Raw genomic sequence first — 20,320 nt, forward strand, 5'->3', positions numbered from 1 at the left:
GTCCCCAGAAAACGCCACCGCCTTGGTGTGCCAGTTTGGAAAGCGCTTTCCGACTGGCGATCAATCCGGCACGGGCGGCTTCCGACCGAGAAGCCGCCCGGCATCAGCGGCTCAGCCCCGGCGCCTGTACCCGCTAGCCATATGTCAGAGCGAAGGAGCCTCCATGACCAACTGTCCTGGCGTCGGCACGTCTGGAGAAGCAGCACCATGACGTACACCCCGGTACGGTCGGCGGCCCGGCAGCACACCGAGTACGAGACGGGATCGAACCGCCTGCCCGCCCGCGCCTGGGCCCGCTCGGACACGCCGCGCATCCTGCTGTCGGGCGAGTGGTCGTTCCGCTACTCGACGGCTCCCGAGACGCCCGCCGACTTCCTCGACGGCGCCCCCGAGGGCTGGGGCCGCATCGACGTGCCGTCGCACTGGCAGCTGCGCGGCCATGGCCGGCCGATCTACACCAACCAGCGCTACCCATTCCCCATCGAGCCGCCGCACGTCCCCGACGACAACCCCACCGGCGACTACGTGCGCTCGATCGACGTGCCGGCCGCATGGTCGCATGGCCGGGTGGTGCTGCGCTTCGAGGGCGTGGACTCCTTCGCGCGCGTCTGGGTGAACGGTCACGAGACCGGTACGACCAGCGGCAGCCGCCTGCAGAACGAGTTCGACGTCACGGACGCGATCCGCCCCGGCCACACCAACATCATCGCAGTGCGCGTGCTGCAGTGGTCGGCCAACAGCTACATCGAAGACCAGGACATGTGGTGGCTGTCGGGCATCTTCCGCGACGTCGTCCTGGAACTGCGCAGGCCCGGCTCGATCGGCGACCACCGCGTCCTGGCCGACTACGACGCGGGCACCGGCATCCTGCAGGTGACCGCCGACGTGCCGGCCCGGGTGCGCATCCCGGAACTCGGCATCGACGCCCCCGCCGGTGAACGGATCCTGATACCCGAGGTTGAGCCGTGGACGGCGGAATCACCCCGGCTCTACCACGGCACCCTGTCCTCCGGCACCGAGACCATCGACCTCGCGGTGGGCTTTCGCCGCGTCGAGATCGCCGGCGGCGTCCTCAAGGTGAACGGCCGGCGGGTCCTGTTCCGCGGCGTCAACCGCCACGAGTTCGACCCCGACCACGGGCGCGCCCTCGACGAGGCCACCATGCTCGCCGACGTCCGCCTGATGAAGCAGCACAACATCAACGCGGTACGCACCAGCCACTACCCGCCCCACCCCCGCTTCCTCGACCTGTGCGACGAGTACGGCCTGTACGTCATCGACGAGTGCGATTTCGAGACGCACGGCTTCTTCCTCGACGACTGGGACGGCGGCCTCGCCGGAAACCCCACCGACGACGAGCGATGGCAGGAGCCCCTGGTCGACCGCATGCACCGCATGGTGGTCCGCGACCGCAACCACCCCAGCATCGTGATGTGGTCGCTCGGCAACGAGTGCGGCTCCGGCTCCAACATCGCCGCCATGGCCACCGAGGCCCGCCGCCTGGACCCCACCCGGCCGCTGCTGTACGAACGCGACTGGACCGCCCAGCATGTTGACGTCTACAGCCGCATGTACCTGACCCACGCCGAGGTCGAGGCCATCGGCAGGGGAGAGGAGCCACCGCTCACCGATCCCGCACTGGACGTGCGCCGCCGGGCGCAGCCGTTCATCCTGGCCGAGTACGCGCACGCCATGGGCAACGGCCCCGGCGGCCTGGCCGAGTACCAGGAGCTGTTCGAACGCCACCCGCGCTGCCAGGGCGGGTTCGTCTGGGAGTGGATCGACCACGGCCTGCGCACCACCGACGCCGGCGGGCGGGAGTTCTTCGCCTACGGCGGCGACTTCGGTGAGGAGTTGCACGACGGCAACTTCGTGGCCGACGGCCTGCTGTTCCCCGATCGCACGCCCTCCCCGGGGCTGCTCGAGCTGAAGAAGGTCTTCGAACCGATCCGCTTCGAGCGGGCCGACATCGGGGTACGGGTGCGCAACCTGCGCGACCACACCGGCTTGGACGACCTCACGGTGACGTGGACCCTCACCGAGGACGGCGAGGAGCGCGCGCACGGCGTCCTCGGCCTGCCGCAGATCCCGGCTGGGGGAGAGGCACTCCTCCAGCTCCCCGAACCGCCGCCCCTGACCGGCGAGGCCTGGCTCACCCTGCGCGCGATCCTCGCCCAGGACACCGCATGGGCCGGTCGCGGTCACGAGGTCGCCACCGGGCAATGGCAGGTCCGCGAGGCCGCGCCGCGCCCCCGCCGCCGCGACGGGGCACCCGTGCGGGCCCGCTTCGACGAGCGCGGAAGGCTCCTCGAACTGGCGGGCACGCCGCTCGTCCCGCCCCGCCTCGACCTCTGGCGCGCCCCGATCGACAACGACCTCGGCTGGTGGGGGCCGGCCGTCGAACCCCAATGGCGCGCACACGGCCTCGACCGCCTGCACGACCGCCTCGAAGACCTCGAAAGCGACGACACGGAGCTGCGCGTCACTGTCCGCACCGCTGCCGCGGCCAGCGACCTGGCGATCAGGAACATTTGGACCTGGACCCTGGACGGCACCGGCCTCGACCTGCACCTGCGAATCGAGCCGATCGGCGACTGGACCTGCCCCCTGCCCCGGCTCGGCATCCGGCTCGGCCTGCCCGCCGCCGTCGAGCGCGTCTCCTGGTACGGGCGCGGGCCCGGCGAAACCTACCCCGACTCCAGCAGCTCCCAGCTCATCGGCCGCTACCAGGCGAGCATCGAAGACCTGCAGACGCCGTACGTGATGCCCCAGGAGAACGGCAACCGCTCCGACGTACGCCACCTGACGTTGTACGACGCCGCCGGCGCGGTCATGACCGTGCGCGGCGCGCCCACGTTCGACTTCACGGCGCGCCGCTGGACCAGCGAACAGCTCGAGGCCGCCCGGCACCCGATCGATCTCAGCCCCGGCGAGCACGTGTGGCTCAACCTCGATCTGGAGCAGTACGGCCTCGGCTCGGCCTCCTGCGGCCCTGGCGTCCTGCCGCAGTACGTCCGGCCCGTCAGGTCGGCCTCCTTCCGGCTCCGCTTCGAACCGCACCGGGAGGCCGAGTGAGCGCGATCGACGAGTTCCAGCGACTCGACGCCGTCCCGAGCGGGAAACGGGACAACAAGGCCGCGTTCGTCTTCCTGCTGCCCTGGTTCGCCGGGCTGCTGCTCATCACCGCCGGACCGATCGCCGCCTCCTTCGCCCTCGGTTTCACCGACTACAACCTGATCCAGCCCCCCGAGTTCAACGGCCTGGACAACTTCACCCGCATGCTCTCCGACGAGCGGCTGCACAGGGCGCTCGGCGTCACGTTCCTCTACGTGCTCGTCTCCGCGCCCCTGCAACTGGCCGCCGCGCTTGGCCTGGCGATGCTGCTCGACCGCGGGCTGCGCGGCCTGGCCTTCTACCGCTCGGTCTTCTACCTGCCGTCGCTGGTCGGCTCCAGCGTCGCGATCGCCGTCCTGTGGCGGCAGATCTTCGGTGACGAGGGCCTGGTCAACCAGGCTCTCGCCCTGGTGGGCATCCAGGGCCGGGGCTGGATCTCCGACCCCGACACCGCGCTGTGGACGCTGATCCTGCTCAACGTCTGGACGTTCGGCGCGCCGATGGTCATCTTCCTGGCCGGGCTGCGCCAGATCCCCGCCATGTACTACGAGGCCGCCGCCGTGGACGGCGCGAGCAAATGGACCCAGTTCCACAAGATCACCATCCCGCTGCTGTCACCGATCATCTTCTTCAACCTGGTGCTGCAGATCATTCACGCCTTCCAATCCTTCACCCAGGCGTTCGTGGTCTCGGGCGGCAGCGGCGGCCCGTCGGACTCGACCCTGTTCTACACGCTCTACCTGTACCAGCGCGGATTCGGCAACTTCGACATGGGCTACGCCTCGGCCCTGGCCTGGCTGCTGCTGGTCATCATCGCCGGCTTCACCGCCATCAACTTCTGGGCCGCCAAATATTGGGTCAACTACCATGATTAACCTTCGCAAGGCGGGCAAGCACGCCGCCCTCATCCTGCTCGCGCTGATCATGCTCTACCCGGTGCTGTGGATGGTGGTCAGCTCGCTGCGGCCCAGCAACGAGATCTTCCGCTCGCCTGGCCTGGTGCTCGACGGGCTGCGGACGCAGAACTACGGCGAAGGCTGGAACGCGCTGGCCTCGCCCTTCGGGCACTACCTGCTGAACTCGGCCATCGTCGTGCTCGGCTGCATCATCGGCAACCTCGTCTCCTGCTCGATGGCGGCCTACGCCTTCGCCCGGCTGGAGTTCACCGGCAAGAAGCTGTGGTTCGCCATCATGCTCGGCACCATCATGCTGCCGATCCACGTGCTCATCGTGCCGCAGTACATCATGTTCTCCCAGGCCGGCTGGGTGAACACCTTCCTGCCGCTGATCGTGCCCAAGTTCCTGGCCACGGACGCGTTCTTCGTCTTCCTCATGGTGCAGTTCATCCGCGGGCTGCCGCGCGAGCTGGACGAGGCGGCCCGGATCGACGGCTGCGGCCACGGCCGCATCTTCGGCCGGATCATCCTGCCGCTGATGCTGCCGGCGCTGGCCACCACCACGATCTTCACCTTCATCTGGACCTGGAACGACTTCTTCGGCCAGCTCATCTACCTCACCGATCCCGAGATGTACACCGTCCCCGTCGCGCTGCGCTCCTTCGTGGACGCCACGGTCTCCACCTCGTGGGGCTCCATGTTCGCGATGAGCGTCGTCTCCCTCGCACCGATCTTCCTCGCCTTCCTGGTCGGCCAGCGCTACCTCATCCGGGGCATCGCCACGACCGGCATCAAGTGACACCCCCCAAGGAGAAGGATCCGATGATGCAACCTGCGTTCTCTCGCCGCTCCGCCCTGGCCACGATGGCCGGCCTCGGCGCGGGCGCCCTGCTGACCGCCTGCGGGCAAGGAGGCGGCAGCGCCTCCGGCGAACTGTCCAAGGAACCGGTGACGCTGCGCTTCACCTGGTGGGGCTCCGACGCCCGGCACAAGCGCACCCAGCAGGTGATCGACCTGTTCCACAAGGCGCACCCGAACATCACCGTCAAGGGCGAGTTCAAGGACTGGAACGGCTACTGGGACAGCCTGGCCACCACCGTCGCCGCCAACGACGCCCCGGACATCATCCAGATGGACGAGCTCTACATCTCCTCCTACGCCGAGCGCGGCGCGCTGCTCGACCTCGGCACCGCCGCCAAGCACCTGAACACCGCCGGCATCGACCCCAACGCCCTCGGCACCGGCAAGATCGGCGGCAAGCAGTACGGGCTGCCGACCGGCCTGGCCGCCTACGCATTCGTGGCCAACCTGGACCTCCTCGACCAGTACAAGGTGGCGTTGCCGGACGACTCGACCTGGACCTGGGACGACCTCAAGACCGTAGGGGCGCAGGTCTCCAAGGCCAGCGGCGGCAAGGTGGTCGGCGTCGGATCGTGGGGTTTCGACACCGGCGGGGTCAACATCTGGGCCAGACAGGCCGGCGCGGCACTGTACGACGAGCAGGGCAAGGTCGTCATCCCGCCGGCCGTGCTCGCCGACTTCTGGCAGTACCTCGCCGACCTCGCCAAGGCCGGCATCGCGCCGACCCCGTCCGTCACGGTCGAGCGTGCCAGCGCGAGCCTCGAGCAGACCCTCCTCGCCAGCAACACCTGCGCCTTCGCCACCTGCTGGAACACGCAGCTGCCCTCGTATGCCGCCGCCAGCGGCAAGCGGCTCAAGCTGCTCAAGATCCCCGGAGAGGCGCAGGCCAAGACGCCCGCCCCCTACTACAAGCCGTCGATGTACCTGTCGATCTCGTCCCGTTCCAAGCACGCCGCCGAGGCCGCCGCCTTCGTCGACTTCTTCGTCAACAGCCAGGAGGCCGGCGCCATCCTGCTCGCCGACCGCGGCGTACCGGCCAACACCAAGGTCCGCGAGGTCATCGCCCCCAAGCTCACCGCCGAGGACAAGGCCGCCGCCGACTACCTCAGCAGCCTCAAGGTCGGCCCGGCGCCACGGGCCACCCCCAACGGCGCGAGCAGCAGCGAGGCCATCGTCAAGCGCTACACGGAGGAGGTCCTGTTCGGCCGCGCGACCCCGCAGCAGGCCGCCGCCGGATTCATCAAGGAACTGCAGGCGGAGATCGACGCCGCCTGACGGCCAGCGAGCGCAAGGAACGCACATGACACTACGCGCCCTTCTCACTGTCGCCCTCGCCGCCTCGATGGTGGCCTTCCCAGCGTCGCACGCCACCGCCGCACCCCGGACGCAGGCCGTGCAGACGACCGCCGACGAGCTGGACAAACTGTACGGCTCGCTGGCCGGCGCCGTCGCCGCCGACTACACCGCCGGCTCCTGGCACACCTTCGAACCGGTACGCCGGCGGGCCGCCGACCTGCTCACCGGCTCCCCGACACCCGAGCAGCGCGAGGCCGCGCGTACCGAACTGGCCGCCGCCGCCGACAGCCTGGTGATGACGCGTGGCCTGCGCGAGCTGGTCACCACCTACCGGACCAGGAAGAGAGCCGACTACACCCGCAAGTCCTGGACACCGCTTTTCCGCGCGCTGGCCGCCGCCGAATCCGTGCTCGCCGACGACCAGGCCACCCGCGCGACCGTCGTGCAGGCGAAGAACGCCCTCCAGAACGCGGCGGCGGGCCTGGTGCCGCTCTCCGACGGACGCTTCGCCGACATTCGCAACGACACCTTCTGGCACGACACGCAAGGCAACCCTATCTACTCGCAAGGCGGCGGCATCTTCCGGTTCGGCGACACCTACTACTGGTACGGGGTGCGCTACGTCGGGGCCGAGCTGTACTACAAGAGCCCGACCAAGGCCTACGACCGGGACGCCACGTTCGTCGCCATCACCAGCTACTCCTCCAAGGACCTGGTGCACTGGACCTTCGAGAACAACATCGCCACGGCTCAGACGCCTGTGTGGATCCCCCCGTCCAAGGATGTCGCCCCCGGCACCTTCTCTCGGATGACGAACCTGGCCGACACCTCGTGGATGGGCCGGATGGGGGTCGCGTACAACGAGAACACCGGCAAGTACACCGTCCTCATCCAGATGAAGAACGCGCTGGACGACCAGAGTGGCAACACCGCCCAGTCCGTCCTGTTCCTGCAGGGCGACTCGCCCACGGACGACTTCACCTACGCCAATATCCAGCCGCAGATCCAGAACTCGCCGACCTCGGGCACCGGCGACCAGACGGTGTTCACCGACGATGACGGCAGCGACTACCTGATCTTTTCCAACAGGGCCGGCCGCACCGGCTCGTACGTGGCGAAGATCTCCGACGCCGACTCCCTGAGCGTCGAACCCGCCAAGCTGATCGGTTACGTCCCCGCCGGACGCGAGGGCAACGCGATGTTCAAGCACGACGGCCACTACTACGTCGCCACCTCCGCCTTGCACGGCTGGAACACCTCACCGACCTATCTGATCAAGTCCAAGACCGGCGACATCATGGGCGACTACACCCCTGAGTACGTGCTGCCGGGCACCGAACGGGACTACAGCCACGTCACCCAGAGCGGCTTCTTCGTCAACGTCAAGGGCACCGTCATCTACGCCGGCGACCGCTGGGCCGACTTCGCCTGGAACGGGATCGGCTACAACCAGTGGCTGCCGCTGTCCGAGGCGGAGGACGGCCTGCTCTTCCACTCCCTCAGCCACTGGCGGCTCAACGCCGAGACCGGCAAGTGGAGGCCGGGCACGGACAACAACCACATCCTCAACCCGGAGTTCGCCGCTGACCGCGTCATCGTCAAGCAGCTCACCGGCTGGACCGGGACCGGCACCATCACCAATACCTCACCCGGCGCCGGCTCCACCCGCTTCGCCGCCACCCTCGGCGGCACGGAACCCGCGACGAGCTCCCTGTCCCAGGAGAACGCGCTACCGCGCGGCACCTACCGGCTCACGCTGCAGGCCAAGACGGCCGGCGGTCTCGACCACGCGCGCGTCCGCGTCACCGGCGGCCGCCACGAGAACTACGTCCTCGACCTCAATCAGCCCACCGAGGGCTGGCAGCCCCGCGAGCTGCGGCATCTGCGCCTGACCGGCGGACAGATGCGGATCAGCGTCGAAGCCGCCGACAGCACCGGCGGGCGGACCCTCTCGGTCGACGCGTTCACGCTCGTACGCGAGCGTTGACGGCTTCCTCCTCTGACCGGAAGGCGCCGGCCGTTTCCCACGCAGGGGAACGGCCGGTCGCCCGGTCTGGACCTTCGCAAGGAGCAGGATCATGACCGTAAGCCGCAATCTCCTCACCATCGCGACCGTGGCGGCGCTCACGGCCGCCACCGTCCTGGCCATCCCACCGGCGCAGGCCGCCGCCTTACCCGCCGGTTGTACCGGGACCGCTCCCATCGTGTGCCATTACGACGTGCCGCCCGGCAACTACGACCTCCGCGTCAGGCTCGGGGCGCGAACCACCCTCTCCGTCGAGGCGCGCCGGTTGATCTTCGGTGCCGGGACCGGCAACGGGACGCCGACCCGTACCGCGACCGTCAACGTTCGGATACCCGAAGGGCAGCCGACCGGGCAGGGCGGCACCGGAACCGACGGCCTCACGCTCACCTTCGGCGGCGCCGCGCCGCGGCTGTCCGCCCTGACCGTCACGCCGGCCACCCGGCCGCTCGCTGTCTACCTGGCCGGTGACTCGACGGTGTGCGACCAGTTCCTCGCCCCGTGGACCGGGTGGGGCCAGACGGTGACCTCGCGGATCCGCGCGGGCGCCGTCGTCGCGAACTACTCCGACTCCGGAGAGAGCTCGGGCAGCTTCCTGGCCAACCCACAGCTCTTCCCGGCCATGCGACCGCTGCTCCAGCCAGGCGACCTGGTGCTGATCCAGTTCGGGCACAATGACAAGGCCACCACCGCAGCGGACTATCGCGCGAACTTGACCTCGCTGGTCAGCCAGGTCCGCGCGCGCGGCGCAGTGCCGGTGCTGGTCACGCCGCCGGTGCGGCGGCTGTTCGACGGGGCCGCGCTGACCGCCACCGCCCTGCACGTCAACTCGCTCGGTGTTGACCTGCCGGCCGAGATGCGCGCGGTTGCGACCGCCGAGGCCGTACCGCTGATCGACCTCACCACGAAGAGCGAGGACCTACTGGAGTCCCTCGGCCCGGCCGACTCCGGCCGCCTCTACCTGACCGCCGAGACCGACGGCGTCACCGACAACACCCACTTCTCCGAGTACGGCGCCGCCATGATGGCGGACCTCGTGCTGCAAGGCGTGCGCGAGCAACGGCTGTCGCTGGCCCGTCACCTGCGCTGAAAGCGCTTCACCTGTTAAGGCGACCGCGCCGGGGTCACCCGTGCCCGCTGGACCGCGCGCTCTGGCGCGGCCGCAGAACAATATTGACATCTCCTGGCCATGTGCAGGATATTGGCACGACTGGAAGTGAAGGCGCACTTATAACGCATCTCTAACTGATCTGATGCAGGAAATGAGCACAAGTGATGGTTCTGGCCGGCTTTGACCGGGCAGTGGTGATCGCGCTGCGCCGCGCGCCGCGAGCACCTCTCAAAGCCCTCGCCGCGGAACTCGGCGCCGATGAGCGGACCGTGCGGCGCACCATGAACCGGCTCCGCGACGAGGGCACGCTGACCTTCTCGGCAGCCGTCATGCACGAGAACGTGCACGGCTGGCTGGACGCCCAGATCGAGCTGTCCTGCCGGCCGGGCACCAGCGACGCCGTCGCCGGCGCGCTCGCCGCCCGCGAGGACACCCGGTTCGTGGCAGTCACCTCCGGCAGCGCCGATGTGGTGACCGACCTGGTCGCGCCCGACACGACCGCGCTGCACAAGGTCGTCACCGAGGAGTTCGGGGCGCTCGACGGAGTGACCGGCGTACGCACCCAGATCGCCCTGCGGCTGCTGTTCACCGCCGTCGACTGGGACCCCGACGGCCGGCGCACCGAACTGCGCCGCCGAGCGGAGGAGGGGCTGCGCGCCGAGGTCGTGAGCCCCCTGGACGAGACCGACCTGGCCATCGCCGAGGCGCTGCGCGCCGACGTACGGGCGCCGTTGTCCAGCCTCGCGCGAGCCCTCGGCGTCCACGAGACCACCATCCAGCGCCGCCTCACCCGCATGATCGAGGCAGGCGCGCTGCACGTGCGGGCGGACGTTCCGCCGGCGGCACTGGGCTATCCGGCGGAGTCCAGGTTCACCCTCGGCGTGCGCCCCGCCGACCTGGCGGCCGTGCTGCGCCGGCTCTCGGCGGAACCGGCGCTGCGCGCCCTGTACGTCGTGACCGGCCCGTCGAACGTCCTGGGCTACTCCGTCCACTCCTCGGTGACCGACCTGTACTCCCTGCTCGACGGGCCGCTGGCCGAGGCGCCGGGGCTGCTCGCCGCCGACGTCTCCCTGGTGCTGCGCGCCTACAAGAGGACCGGCGTACGAACGTGATCACGCGCACCCCGCCCCGTCGTCCAGCGAGGAATCCATGACCCCGAAATTCAGCCAGATCAAGCCCGGCACCGGCAGCGGCTCCGGCCAAGGCCCCTACCGCCGCCTGGTGCTGCGCGGCGTCACCGTCATCGACGGCACGGGCGGCCCTGCCTACGGCCCGGCCGACGTCGTGATCGAGAAAGGCCGCATCGACGCGATCGTCTCCTCCGGCCGCATCACCGACATCACACAGATGGGGCAGACCACCCAGGAGGCCGATGTCGTCCTGGACCTGGAAGGGCACTACGTGCTCCCCGGGCTGGTCGACGCCCATGCCCACATCGGGACGGCCGAGCAGGCGCCGGCCGCGGACTACGTGTACAAGCTGTGGCTCGGCCACGGCATCACCAGCGTCCGCGAGCCGGGCTGCATCGGCAACGGCGTGGGCTTCACCGTCCGCGAGGCGGCCCGCAGCGAGGCCAACGAGATCACCGCGCCGCGCATCGTGCCCTACGCCGCGTTCGGCGGCGAGCGCGGCGAGCCTTTCCGCACGCCGTACGACGCCCAGCAGTGGGTGCAGCAGGCGGCCGAGAAGGGCGCCAAGGGAGTGAAGTTCTTCGGCGCGCCACCGGAGATCTTCCAGGCCGCGCTGGCCGAGGCCAAGCGGCTCGGCATCGGCAGTGCCTGCCATCACGCCGCCTCCGACGTGGCCCGCGTCAACGCCCTCATGACCGCGCGGTGGGGCCTGACGAGCATCGAGCACGGCTACGGCCTGCCCGAGGCGATGTTCGCCGACCGCCGCATCCAGCGCTTTCCCGCCACCTACAACTACAACGACGAGCACGACCGCTTCGCCTACCTCGGCCGCCTGTGGCGGGAGGCCGCCGAGCCCGGCTCGCGAGTGTGGGATGAGACCCTGGACGAGCTCGTCGCCCTCGGCACCACGCTCGACCCGACGCTCGTGGTGTACGTGGCCGCCCGCGACGCAGCCCGCGCCCGTGGCGGCCGGGAGTACCACCGCGACTACTCCGCCCCGCAATCCTGGGCCTTCTTCCAGCCCTCGCCCGCCAGCCACGGCTCGTTCTTCCACGACTGGGGCACCGAGGAGGAAGTGGCGTGGAAGGAGAACTACCGCCTGTGGATGGCCTTCGTCCGTGACTTCTACCTGCGTGGCGGCCGGCTGACGCTGGGCTCCGACGCCGGCTTCATCTACAACCTGTACGGCTTCGGCCTCATCGAGGAGATGGAGCTGATGCGCGAGGCCGGGCTGCACCCGCTGGAGATCATCCAGTGTGCGACCGCCAACGGCGCGGCGCTGCTGGGACTGGCGGACACCGGCACGCTGGAGCCGGGCAAGGTCGCCGACCTTCTCGTCACCGCCGAGAACCCCCTCGCCAACCTCAAGACCCTGTACGGCCACGGCCACCTGCGGGTCGCACCCGACGGCACGCCCGCCCGCGTGGGCGGGGTGACCCACACGATCAAGGCCGGCGTCGTCTTCGACGCCGCCCGGCTCCGCGCGGAAGTACGCGACCTGGTCGCCGAGGAGCGCGAGCGCCTCGGCGCCGGCACTCCGTTCTGATCGGAGCGCCTCGCCGCAGCCCCATAGTTCCAGGAGGGTCCCATGACCTCTGTCCCCCCATCCGTCTCCACGTCGCCGATCGCGGCTGCACCGACCCGCCGCAAAGTCGTCGTCGCCACCGGCGTCGGCCAGGTCATCGAATGGTTCGACTGGACGCTCTACGCCGCGTTCGCGCCCTTCTTCGCCGACCGGTTCTTTCCCGCCGAAGGCTCCGGCACCGGGCTGCTGGCCGCCTTCGGCGTCTACGCCATCGGCTTCCTGTTCCGTCCGCTCGGCGGCGTGCTCTTCGGCTACCTCGCCGACCGTTTCGGCCGGACCCTGATGTTCAACATCACCATCGTGATGATGGCCGCGGGCAGCCTCATCATCGCCGTGCTGCCCACCTATGACCAGATCGGCGTGGCCGCGCCGCTGCTCCTGCTGCTCGCGCGGATCGTTCAGGGCCTGTCGGCCGGCGGTGAGATGCCGGCCAGCACCGCGCTGATCACCGAGGCCGTGCCGGCCGAGCGGCGGGCCTTCTACTCGTCGGTCATCTTCGTCGGCACCGGCATCGGCGTGCTGCTGGGGTCGGTGCTGGGCTGGGCGCTCACCGGCCTGCTCTCCGCCGAGGCGATGGCCTCCTACGGCTGGCGCATCGCGTTCGCCGTCGGCGCGGTCGTCGGGCTCTATGCCCTGGTGCTGCGCCGCTCGATCCACGTGCCGGCGCCCGCGCCGGCAGCCGGGCAGGCACGGCTGGACCGGGCCGGCGTGACACGGAACTTCGCCGACCTGTTCCGCACCCATCCCAGAGGCGTGCTGCGCATCATCGGGGTCGGCATCGGCGGCACCGTCGGCTTCTACACCCTCACGGTGTACATGCCGACCTACCTGACCCGGCAGACCGGTTTGGACGCGCCGACCGCCTTCATGGTCAACTGCGTCATCCTGGTGGTCTACAGCGCGTTGATGCCGGTGGCGGGCCTGCTGGCGGACCGCTACGGACGTCGTCCCGTGATGGGCTGGAGCGCGCTCGCCCTGGCCGTCGCGACGGTGCCGGCGGCGCACGCCCTGTCCGGGTCGGCCGTCGTCGCGCTGGCCGCGCTGCTCCCTCTGATCGTGCTGATCACGGGTTTCCACGGCCCGTTCCCCGCGCTGATGAGCGAGCAGTTCACGCCGGAGCTGCGCGGATTGGGCGTGGGTCTGGCGTACTCTCTCGTGACCGCGCTGTTCGGGGGTACGGCGACATACCTCGCCACCTGGCTCGCCGGGACCGGACGCCCTATGTGGTACTTCGTCTATGTCGCCCTGGCGTTCCTGCTGGCCGCGGTCTGTTTCTTCGCGATGCCGGAGACCGCCGAGCGCCGGCGACGGGGCTGAGTACACTCGGTGCAGCATGCGCGCGGCTCAGGTGACCAGGTGAGAGGTGCCAGGTGGAGGGTGACGACGTCCAGGTGATCGTCGACGCCCTCGCCGCGCGGCTCGGGCGCTCGGTTGCGGTGGACGACCCCTCCATCCATCTGATCGCGGCAAGTCGCCATTTCGGTGATGAGGACGCGGCAAGGGTACGTTCCGTCCTGGACCGCGAGGTCTCCCGCGAGATACGGGACTGGTTGGCGGTCCAGGGTGTGGCGGACTGGACCCGCCCGGCACGCCTGCCCGGCTACCCCCGACTCGGCATCGAACCCCGTGTCTGCGTGCCGGTACGGTGCGAAGGCATGCTCCTGGGGTTCCTGTGGCTCATCGACGGACCGCACCGGCTCGACGACGACGAGATCGGCATGGCCGAGGAGGCGGCCGCCTCCGTGGGCGTCATCCTGTACCGCCGGATGCTGCTGCACGAGCGGGAGCGGTCCCGGGCCGCGTCCCTGCTGCGGCTGCTCATCTCACCCGAGGCCGACGACCGGCGGCAAGCCGTCGAAGAGCTGCGCGAGGAGCAGATCCTCACTGCCGGCGACCACCTCATCGTCCTGGTCGCCGAGGTGGAGGGGGAGAGCGGGGATCCGTCGTTGGCTCTGGAGACGGCGGCCGAGCACGTGCAACGGCTCCGGCCGCCGGGGTCCGTGCTGATGCTCGCCCAGCGCCGGCGAGCCGTCGTCGTCCTGACCTCCGGGCACTCCATGACCGAGCAGACCGCACGGGACTTGGCCGATCGGCTGCGCAGCCGGTTCGCAGAGCTGGCGGGGCGGGACCGCACGGCCGAGGGGACGCGCTGCCTCGTCGGCATCAGCCGGTCACGGCAGGGCCTGGACACCGCGGTCGAGGCGCACCGGGAGGCGGTCACCGCAGCGCGTGCGGCGCGCCTGCTGCCGGTCTTCGGCGAGGTGGCCACGTGGTCCGCGCTCGGCCCGTTCGCGATGCTGCTGCGCATCGACATCGACCAGCTCGCCAAGCAACTACCGCTGCCGGGCATCGGCGACCTGCTCGCCGACCCGGCCAACGACGTCCTGGTCACCAGCGCCGAGCGGTTCCTCGATCGGGCGGGCGACGTGGCCGCCGCGGCCGAGGCCCTCCACGTGCACCGGACGACGCTGTACTACCGGCTCAAGCGCATCGAGACCATCACCGGGCTGTCCATGGACGACGGCATGGACCGGCTCACGCTGCACCTCGCGATCAAGCTGGCCAGGCTGAACGAAGGCAACCGTTCCGCCGGCGGATCCTCCTGACCGGCCTGAACGCGAGACCACTGAAGAATGGTCAGGAACGCCGCCTCGTCCGGCCGCGTCCCCACCGGTAGACCAGGCCGAGGGCGACCCACACCACGCAGATCGCGTACGGACGCCAGTCCGTCGCCAGCCCCAGCACCGCGATGACCACGGCGGTCACCATGCCCAGCGCGGCCATCACGGTAACGGTCGACCGGCGGAACCTCAGCCGGGCGCGCGCGTGCACCTCCGGGTGCGAGCGCACGACGTTGAGGCCGGCGAGGCAGGTGCCGAAGTACTTCATCATCGTCGGGATGTTGACGGCGATCAGCAGGGGCAGGATGTCCTGCGAGAGCAGCAGCCCGAGCGAGGCGACCACGAAGGCGGCGACGGTGGCCAGGTGCGGCGTCCCCCAGCGGGGATGCACCGCGGCCAGGGCGCCGGGCAGGGCGCCGTTCCTCGCCATCGCGAAGACGAACCTGGAGAAGACCAGGAAGACCGCGTTGAGCGACTTGACCAGCGCCAGCACCGCGGCGCTGACGATGAGCGGCACCGCCCAGGAGCCCATCGTCGCCTCGGCGGCGGTGAGCAGGGGTGCGTCGCTGGTGGCCAGCACCTGCGGCCCGGCCACGCCCAGGGAGGTCGCGGAGATCGACAGGTAGACGACGAGCGTGAGGACCAGCGCCAGAACCAGGCCCAGGGGCACGGTCCGCTCGGCGTCGTCGACCTCCTCGCCCACCTCGGTGGCCGTCTCGATGCCCAGGAACAGGCTGATCAGCAGCGGGATGGAGGCGAGGATCGGCCCCCAGCCGCCGAACACCGGGCCGATCATCTCCGCGCTCGCGTGCGGGGCGCCGACGGCGACGAACACCGCGAAGGTGACGAGCAGCAGGAGCATCATCACGGTCTGCGCCCGCGCCGCGATCGACACGCCGAAGAAGTTGAGCGCGAAGACCAGGAGGAACAGGCCGAGCATGATGGGCCAGCCGGGCAGCGCGGGCCACACCATGCCGAGGTACTCGATGAGCACCCGCACGAGCAGCACCATGATGGCCGCGCTGCCCATGATCCGCAGCCACGCGACGACGAAGCCCACGACCGGATGGACGAAGGCGTGCTGCCATTCGTAGGAGGCGCCGCTCTTGGGCGCCGTGGAGGCCATGAACGCGTAGACGAACCCGAAGATGGCCATGGGGACGGCGGCCAGCGCCGTGGCGATCAGGACGCCTGAGCCGCCGACCGCCGTGGCGGGCCCCAGGACGGTGAAGACGGAGGCGCCCATCGCGGTGCCCGCGCCGAGCATGACGAGGTCGATCAGGCGAACCGACCGCTTGAGCGTTCGTGGTTCCGCGGCCGCGCTGTTGGTATCGGTCATGCGTGGCTCCCCAGCCGTCGGCCGGCCTGAATGACGGTGCGTCCTTCGGACTGCTCCCACAGCAGGCTCGGCTGCTGGAACGGGTCCCCCGGGAGGATCAGCAGGTCCGCCGGGCTGCCCGCCTTCACCCGGCCCAGGTCCGGGCGCATCAGCAGGTCGGCGTTGACGGAGGTGGCCGAGGTGAGGGCGTGGTAGACGCCCTCCACCTCCACATGCAGGCGCAGCGCGGCCAGCTGCTCGTCCTCCAGCTCACCCACGAGGTCCGAACCGAGCCCGATCGGCACTCCCGCGACGCGGGCGTGCTCGATGGCGCGGCGCCCGGCATTCAGCACCTCCAGGTTCTTCGCCTTCGATACCGGCGACATGCCGTAGGCGGCTCCGCGGCGATCCATCGCGTCGTAGGCGGCCAACGTCGGCACCAGATACGCTCCCCGGGCGGCCATCACGGCGGCGGTGCCGGCGTCGAGCAGGTTGCCGTGCTCGATGCTGCGCACCCCGTTCTCGACCGAGTGCAAGATGGCTTCCGGGGAGTAGGCGTGCGCCGCGACGTAGCTGCCGCGCCTGCCGGCCTCCTCGCACACAGCCCGCACCTCCTCCGCCGAGTACTGGGGGACGCGCAAGGGATCGATCTGGGAGACGACCCCGCCCGACGTCATGATCTTGATGGCGTGGGCGCCCTGCCGGAAACGCTCCCGGACGGCCCGCCGCAGCGCGTCCACGCCGTCCACGACCTCACCGATGTGGCCGTGGCCCGCGCAGGTGTCACTGTCCCCACGCGGGTCCACGTGGCCGCCGGTCTGGCTCAGGCCGGGCCCGGTGTAGAGGTAGCGAGGTGAGGGCAAGAGTCCTTCGCCGATCGCCCGTGCCAGCCCATGGTCGCCGCCCGACGGGTCGCGCACGGTGGTGAATCCGCGGGCCAGAGCCGCCGTCAGCCTGCGGGCGCCGGCCAGCGTCACATAACTGCGCGGCGCCCAGTCCAGGGCCAGCATGTCGAAGCCGATCGCGTACGCGTGGAAGTGGGCGTCGATCAGCCCGGGGATGACCGTGCCTCCCCGGGCGTCGATCACCTGGCCCGCAGCCGGTGCGGCACCACCTACTGCGGTGATGACTCCGTCGGTGACGTGTACGGGGCCGTCGAGGAGTTCCTCGGACTCGCCGTCGAAGACGGCGCAGTTGACGATGGTCAGGCCGTTGGCGGTGGACATGGAACTCCTATGAGTCGAGCCGGGGGGAGCGGGGACGTTCGTCGAGTTCCTGATTGACCTCGACGTAGTGGCCGTCCGGATCGAAGAAGGACGCCATGTACACCCGCTGGACCGACGAGCCGTCCAGGGATCGGTACTCGCGCACGCTGGGGCCGCGAAGGATCTCGGCGCCTGCCGCCGCGGCCCGCTCCACGACGCCGGCGATGTCGTCGGTGGACACCGCCAGGATGACGTCACGGTCGCCGAGCGCGGTGCGTGGCGGGCGCGGTGCGGGATCGAAAGGCGGATCGGTGTAGGCGAGGAAGCCGATCCTCGGCGTGGCCTGGTCGTCGCTGAGATAGACGATGCGGAAGGTCGCCTGCTCGGGCGGGCCGGCGATGGTGGGGAAGTCTGCGTCTCCGCCGTACTCGGCGTCGATCACCACTTCCCAGCCGAACGTCCAGCGGTAGAAGTCGATCAGCGGGTCGATGTCGAGGACCACGACGCTGATGCGGGAGAGCAGCGAGCCGGTGATCACGGTCATGACGACGCCTCCTTGGCACGCTTCATGTGGCGGTGGGCGAGTGCGTAGTGGGCGTAGGCCCAGATGCCCAGGAAGGACCACACGAGCAGGGCCAGCCGCAGGCCGTCGGCGGCTGAGCGTCCGCCCGCCACGAGCCAGTCGGACAGCGAGCCGATGAGGTACGGGGCCAGGAGCAGGTTCGTGATGGCGGCGGTGACCGTGAAGATCGCGAACACCTGCGCTCGCATGGTGGCGGGGGACAGGTCCTGCAGCAGCGCGGACACGGGCCCGGTGTAGCAATAGATGAGGCAGGCGAAGGCCGCGGTGGCGATCAGCGCCCCTGACTGCCCGGGGACGACGAAGATCGCGATCGCACTGATCATCGCGATGAAGGTGCTGATCTTGAGGACGGCCATGGTGCTCGCGACGCTGCCCTTTCGCCACCACAGGAAGAGGGCCACGAGGAGGAGCGCGGCCGTTCCGCCGATGCCGTAGACCCAGCCGAGGAATCCTCCGGCCGCCCCGGCGTCGAGACCGGCCGAACGGGTGAGGTAGGCCGGCAGCCACCACAGCAGCCCCCATCCCCACAGGCTCATGACGGTGCCGGCGGCGAGCACGTGAAAGAGGGCGGGTGACTTGAGCACATGGCGGCTGGTGTCGATGAACGAGGAGTCCCGCACGGTGACCTCGGCCGCCGTGGGGTCGAGGGCTCCTCGGGCCGGCTCGCGCACGGTGAACACCATCAGCAGGGCGAGCGGTACGCCGATGAGGCCGAAGACCACGAAGGCGGCCCGCCACCCGCCGAACTGCGCGGCGACGAACGTGGCCCCGAGCGTGCCGATCATGCCGCCGATCGAGGAGCCCGTCGTGAAGATCGACATCGCGACCGTACGCTGCCTGGGCGGGAACTTGTCGGCCAGCAGGGAGAAGGAGGCGGGTGTGCCCCCGGCTTCACCGGCTCCGACGACGAACCGGCCGATCAGGAACTGCACGGTGTTCTTGGCGAAGCCGGACAGGGTGGTCGCCACGGACCAGACGGCCAGGGAGACGACGATGAGGTTGCGCCGCGAGGCCCGGTCGGCCAGGCGGCCGAGCGGGATGCAGGCCACCGCGAAGAACAGCGCCGTGCCAGAGCCGGTGAGCAACCCGACCTGCGCGTCGGACAGCCCGTACTCCGCTTTGATCTGCTCCAGGAACGTCGAGGCCAGGTATCGGTCGGCGATGTTCATGCAGTAGATGAGCATGAGGAGGATCAGCACGTAGACGCTGTAGGCGCGGACGCGCTCCGCGGGGGCGTTCACGGCGGTGGGCATTTCGGTGCCCTGGGGGGAATCTTGTTTCACAATGTTGCCCTGAGGTAGCAGCGATCAGATCGAGTTCGAGCGGACGGGGCCCGCGGGCGCGCCGCCCGCGATGGCCGGCCGGTCGGCGCTGAACGCCTGGATGGGAAAGCGGCTGGCGCCGTCGAGCAGGAGCTCGGTGAGGATTCGCCCGAGCAGCCCGGCGAACTTGCCGGCGTGCCCGGCTCCGGCGCACACCACGACCCGGTCATGGCCGGGCACGTGGTCCGCGATGAAGTCCCGGTCGGGCGGGAAGTCGTAGCAGCACACGCGGGAGTACAGTTCCGGGCCGAGCGCGTCCGGCAGGTAGCGCTCCAGGAAGCGCCGCACGTGCTGGATCCGTTGCGGGTCCGCGGCGTGGGTGCGGGACTCGGTTGTGACGACCGGCCCCGCGCCGTCGATGCCCGCCTTGGTGGCGACCTCGCCATAGATCGGGAAGCCGTAGTAGAGCAGGTCGTCCGTGTCGATGAATCCGTAGATCGGGAAGCGCTCCGGGGCGAAGTCGCGCAGCTTCGTCGTCGCGAAGTACGTCACCTGTTCCTCGGTCAGCGTGATGCGCAGGTCGGCGCCCAGCATGCGCAGCAGCACCGGATTCCAGGCGCCGCCGCACAGCGCCAGTGTGTCGGCCGTGTACACGACGTCCCCGGCTTCAACCCGTACCCCCGCGTCGTTCGCCGCGATCGCCTGCACCTGCGCTCGGGGTATCACCGTCGCGCCGTTGTCCCTGGCGAGCGCCACATGGGCCGCGGTCGCCCGCCGGATGTCGAGCACTCCGGCCTCGGGATCGAACAACGCCTGGTGCTGCGGGCCGAGCCGCCACTGTGGCCAGCGCCGGGTGACGTCGGTCCCGCTGAACTCGTCGAAGGGCAGGCCGGCCGCGCTCATCGCGGCGGCGGTCTGCGTCAGGTACGTGGCGCCGGACGTTCCCGACTCGGCGAGGATCAACCCGCCGGTGCGCTGCACGAGGGAAAGCCCGGTGCTCTGCTCGATCAGGTTCCAGCTCTGGTAGGCGGCAGGTGTCAGGGCGGTGTACTCCGGCCTGCTGTAGGCGTGCCGGATGATCCGCGAATGGTCCTCGGAGGCACCCTGGGTGTGGCCGAGGTCGTACTGCTCGAGAACGAGGACGTCGCCGCCGAGGCGGCGGCTGAGCCAGTAGGCGGTGGCGGCGCCGATGGCGCCGCAGCCGATGACAATGGCCCGATAGCGGTGGGACATACAACCTCCCTGGTCAGGGCCTGCCGGAGTGGTGGCACCAGTCAATCCGCGCCGCGCCGGGAGGTCTGCCACACGGAGTCGA

Annotated in this window: 15 protein-coding genes; 10 read left to right on the forward strand and 5 right to left on the reverse strand. The window is 69.9% G+C overall.

Annotation, left to right across the window (positions count from 1 at the left end; genetic code table 11):
* Positions 1–207 precede the first annotated feature (207 nt).
* From ABD292_RS32755 to ABD292_RS32800, 10 genes are all read left to right on the forward strand, one after another.
* Entirely contained in the window at positions 208–3,075 is a 2,868-nt protein-coding gene (locus ABD292_RS32755; RefSeq protein WP_344214174.1) for a glycoside hydrolase family 2 TIM barrel-domain containing protein, read from the forward strand.
* Between the two features lie 5 nt (positions 3,076–3,080).
* A complete protein-coding gene (locus tag ABD292_RS32760) occupies positions 3,081–3,989 on the forward strand; it encodes a carbohydrate ABC transporter permease (RefSeq protein WP_344215039.1) in 909 nt (302 codons plus the stop codon).
* Positions 3,982–4,809, forward strand: a complete 828-nt coding sequence (locus ABD292_RS32765) for a carbohydrate ABC transporter permease (protein ID WP_344214176.1) — start codon at positions 3,982–3,984, stop codon at positions 4,807–4,809. The genes ABD292_RS32760 and ABD292_RS32765 overlap by 8 nt, the downstream gene beginning before the upstream one ends.
* Positions 4,810–4,832: 23 nt before the next feature.
* Positions 4,833–6,146 (forward strand): ABC transporter substrate-binding protein, encoded by a 1,314-nt coding sequence (locus tag ABD292_RS32770; RefSeq protein ID WP_344214178.1) that lies wholly within the window; start codon positions 4,833–4,835, stop codon positions 6,144–6,146.
* Positions 6,147–6,171: 25 nt separating this feature from the next.
* A complete protein-coding gene (locus tag ABD292_RS32775; RefSeq protein ID WP_344214180.1) occupies positions 6,172–8,154 on the forward strand; it encodes a family 43 glycosylhydrolase in 1,983 nt (660 codons plus the stop codon).
* 91 nt (positions 8,155–8,245) lie between these two features.
* Positions 8,246–9,280 carry a rhamnogalacturonan acetylesterase gene (locus ABD292_RS32780; protein WP_344214182.1) on the forward strand — a complete coding sequence of 345 codons (1,035 nt, stop codon included), beginning with the start codon at positions 8,246–8,248 and terminating at the stop codon, positions 9,278–9,280.
* Between the two features lie 185 nt (positions 9,281–9,465).
* On the forward strand, positions 9,466–10,413 hold the full coding sequence (locus tag ABD292_RS32785) for an Lrp/AsnC family transcriptional regulator (protein WP_344215041.1): 948 nt from the start codon (positions 9,466–9,468) through the stop codon (positions 10,411–10,413).
* A gap of 37 nt (positions 10,414–10,450) precedes the next feature.
* Complete coding sequence (locus tag ABD292_RS32790) at positions 10,451–11,977, forward strand: amidohydrolase family protein (RefSeq protein ID WP_344214184.1); 1,527 nt, start codon at positions 10,451–10,453, stop codon at positions 11,975–11,977.
* Positions 11,978–12,019: 42 nt separating this feature from the next.
* On the forward strand, positions 12,020–13,333 hold the full coding sequence (locus ABD292_RS32795) for an MFS transporter (RefSeq protein ID WP_344214185.1): 1,314 nt from the start codon (positions 12,020–12,022) through the stop codon (positions 13,331–13,333).
* Between the two features lie 53 nt (positions 13,334–13,386).
* The gene (locus ABD292_RS32800) at positions 13,387–14,622 is read left to right on the forward strand and encodes a helix-turn-helix domain-containing protein (protein ID WP_344214187.1); all 1,236 of its coding nucleotides are present in this window, start codon (positions 13,387–13,389) and stop codon (positions 14,620–14,622) included.
* A gap of 31 nt (positions 14,623–14,653) precedes the next feature.
* On the opposite strand, the gene ABD292_RS32805 is transcribed toward ABD292_RS32800, so the two are convergent.
* From ABD292_RS32805 to solA, 5 genes are read right to left on the reverse strand one after another with little or no spacing between them, the layout of a single operon-like run.
* On the reverse strand, positions 14,654–15,976 hold the full coding sequence (locus ABD292_RS32805) for an APC family permease (RefSeq protein WP_344214189.1): 1,323 nt from the start codon (positions 15,974–15,976) through the stop codon (positions 14,654–14,656).
* Positions 15,973–17,181, reverse strand: a complete 1,209-nt coding sequence (locus ABD292_RS32810; RefSeq protein WP_344214191.1) for a metal-dependent hydrolase family protein — start codon at positions 17,179–17,181, stop codon at positions 15,973–15,975. The genes ABD292_RS32805 and ABD292_RS32810 overlap by 4 nt, the downstream gene beginning before the upstream one ends.
* 7 nt (positions 17,182–17,188) lie before the next feature.
* Positions 17,189–17,704: a VOC family protein gene (locus tag ABD292_RS32815; RefSeq protein WP_344214193.1), complete on the reverse strand. Its 516-nt coding sequence runs from the start codon at positions 17,702–17,704 to the stop codon at positions 17,189–17,191.
* Positions 17,701–18,996 carry a spinster family MFS transporter gene (locus ABD292_RS32820; RefSeq protein ID WP_344214195.1) on the reverse strand — a complete coding sequence of 432 codons (1,296 nt, stop codon included), beginning with the start codon at positions 18,994–18,996 and terminating at the stop codon, positions 17,701–17,703. Before ABD292_RS32820 ends, ABD292_RS32815 begins: the two co-directional genes overlap by 4 nt.
* A gap of 54 nt (positions 18,997–19,050) precedes the next feature.
* Complete coding sequence (solA, locus tag ABD292_RS32825; protein ID WP_344214197.1) at positions 19,051–20,238, reverse strand: N-methyl-L-tryptophan oxidase; 1,188 nt, start codon at positions 20,236–20,238, stop codon at positions 19,051–19,053.
* Positions 20,239–20,320 lie beyond the last annotated feature (82 nt).

Origin of the sequence: Nonomuraea bangladeshensis, from assembly GCF_039529455.1 — a bacterium.
GTDB classification, from domain to species: Bacteria; Actinomycetota; Actinomycetes; order Streptosporangiales; family Streptosporangiaceae; genus Nonomuraea; species Nonomuraea bangladeshensis.

Coding starts and splice junctions, on each gene's coding strand:
- ABD292_RS32795 (WP_344214185.1), top strand. CDS start 12,020: ATGACCTCTGTCCCCCCATCCGTCTCCACGTCGCCGATCGCGGCTGCA.
- ABD292_RS32815 (WP_344214193.1), bottom strand. CDS start 17,704: ATGACCGTGATCACCGGCTCGCTGCTCTCCCGCATCAGCGTCGTGGTC.
- ABD292_RS32775 (WP_344214180.1), top strand. CDS start 6,172: ATGACACTACGCGCCCTTCTCACTGTCGCCCTCGCCGCCTCGATGGTG.
- ABD292_RS32785 (WP_344215041.1), top strand. CDS start 9,466: ATGGTTCTGGCCGGCTTTGACCGGGCAGTGGTGATCGCGCTGCGCCGC.
- ABD292_RS32810 (WP_344214191.1), bottom strand. CDS start 17,181: ATGTCCACCGCCAACGGCCTGACCATCGTCAACTGCGCCGTCTTCGAC.
- ABD292_RS32820 (WP_344214195.1), bottom strand. CDS start 18,996: ATGCCCACCGCCGTGAACGCCCCCGCGGAGCGCGTCCGCGCCTACAGC.
- ABD292_RS32780 (WP_344214182.1), top strand. CDS start 8,246: ATGACCGTAAGCCGCAATCTCCTCACCATCGCGACCGTGGCGGCGCTC.
- ABD292_RS32805 (WP_344214189.1), bottom strand. CDS start 15,976: ATGACCGATACCAACAGCGCGGCCGCGGAACCACGAACGCTCAAGCGG.
- solA (WP_344214197.1), bottom strand. CDS start 20,238: ATGTCCCACCGCTATCGGGCCATTGTCATCGGCTGCGGCGCCATCGGC.
- ABD292_RS32790 (WP_344214184.1), top strand. CDS start 10,451: ATGACCCCGAAATTCAGCCAGATCAAGCCCGGCACCGGCAGCGGCTCC.
- ABD292_RS32755 (WP_344214174.1), top strand. CDS start 208: ATGACGTACACCCCGGTACGGTCGGCGGCCCGGCAGCACACCGAGTAC.
- ABD292_RS32765 (WP_344214176.1), top strand. CDS start 3,982: ATGATTAACCTTCGCAAGGCGGGCAAGCACGCCGCCCTCATCCTGCTC.
- ABD292_RS32770 (WP_344214178.1), top strand. CDS start 4,833: ATGATGCAACCTGCGTTCTCTCGCCGCTCCGCCCTGGCCACGATGGCC.